Genomic DNA, 827 nt, shown 5'->3' on the forward strand with positions numbered 1-827 from the left:
TCGAGTTTTTGCTTTTCACTTTCCAAAGAAGCAACGGCACTCTTAGCGTCATTCATATTCTTTGTTGCAGTATTTAAAGCATTAACTTGATTAGCATAGTCTTGCCGAATTTCCTTTGCCATTTGAGGTGCTTGTTCTTTTGATACTTGGCCCTTATTAACAGGGGAGCCTTTCACAACATTGACACCTGCAGCCTTGGCATTATTAGCAGCAGCATCTAAAGCAGATGTATCTTCTTGCGCAGCTCTAACCACATTATTAGCATGTGCTTTTTCAGTAGCATCAACTAACTTAGCAACCGTCTCATTAGTCTTTTGGTTTACAGAAGCCTTCTTAGCTTCGTAATCAGAATTATCGTAAGCCTTAATTGTAGCTGTTTGAGTGTTAGTAGGAACTTGTTGGTTAGGTAATGGTGTCACACTAACTTTTTCATTTCTAGCATTTTGAACAGCTTGTTCAACTTTAGCTTGGTTAGCTTGATTTACCGCTTGAGCATCTTTTGTATCTTGAGCATAGTAGTCATTCTTAGATTGTTGAGCTTTAGTTGCTGCTTGAACAGTAGAAGTTTGCTTAGCGTAATCTTGAGCAATAGAAGCCTCTGCTTGTGGTGCTGAATTAGCATCCACTGTTGTAGAAGTAGGAGCTTGTGTAGTCACTTGAACACCAGTTTGAGTTGCTTGACTAACCGCTGCATCTAATGATGAGTGATTAACTACAACATTAGTACCGTCTCCTTTAGCAGCTGATCCTGTAGCATTTACGCTTGTATTCACACCAGAACCTGATACTGGAGTAGTAGGTGTTGCAGTGTTGGCTGCTTCATCAGC

General features: G+C 40.3%; 1 pseudogene. It reads right to left on the reverse strand.

Annotated features, from left to right (window positions below):
* Positions 1-827, reverse strand: a pseudogene (locus tag FC36_RS12110) (hypothetical protein); the annotation flags it as partial.

The sequence above is a fragment of the Ligilactobacillus equi DSM 15833 = JCM 10991 genome, assembly GCF_001435735.1.
In the GTDB taxonomy this organism is placed as follows: Bacteria; Bacillota; Bacilli; order Lactobacillales; family Lactobacillaceae; genus Ligilactobacillus; species Ligilactobacillus equi.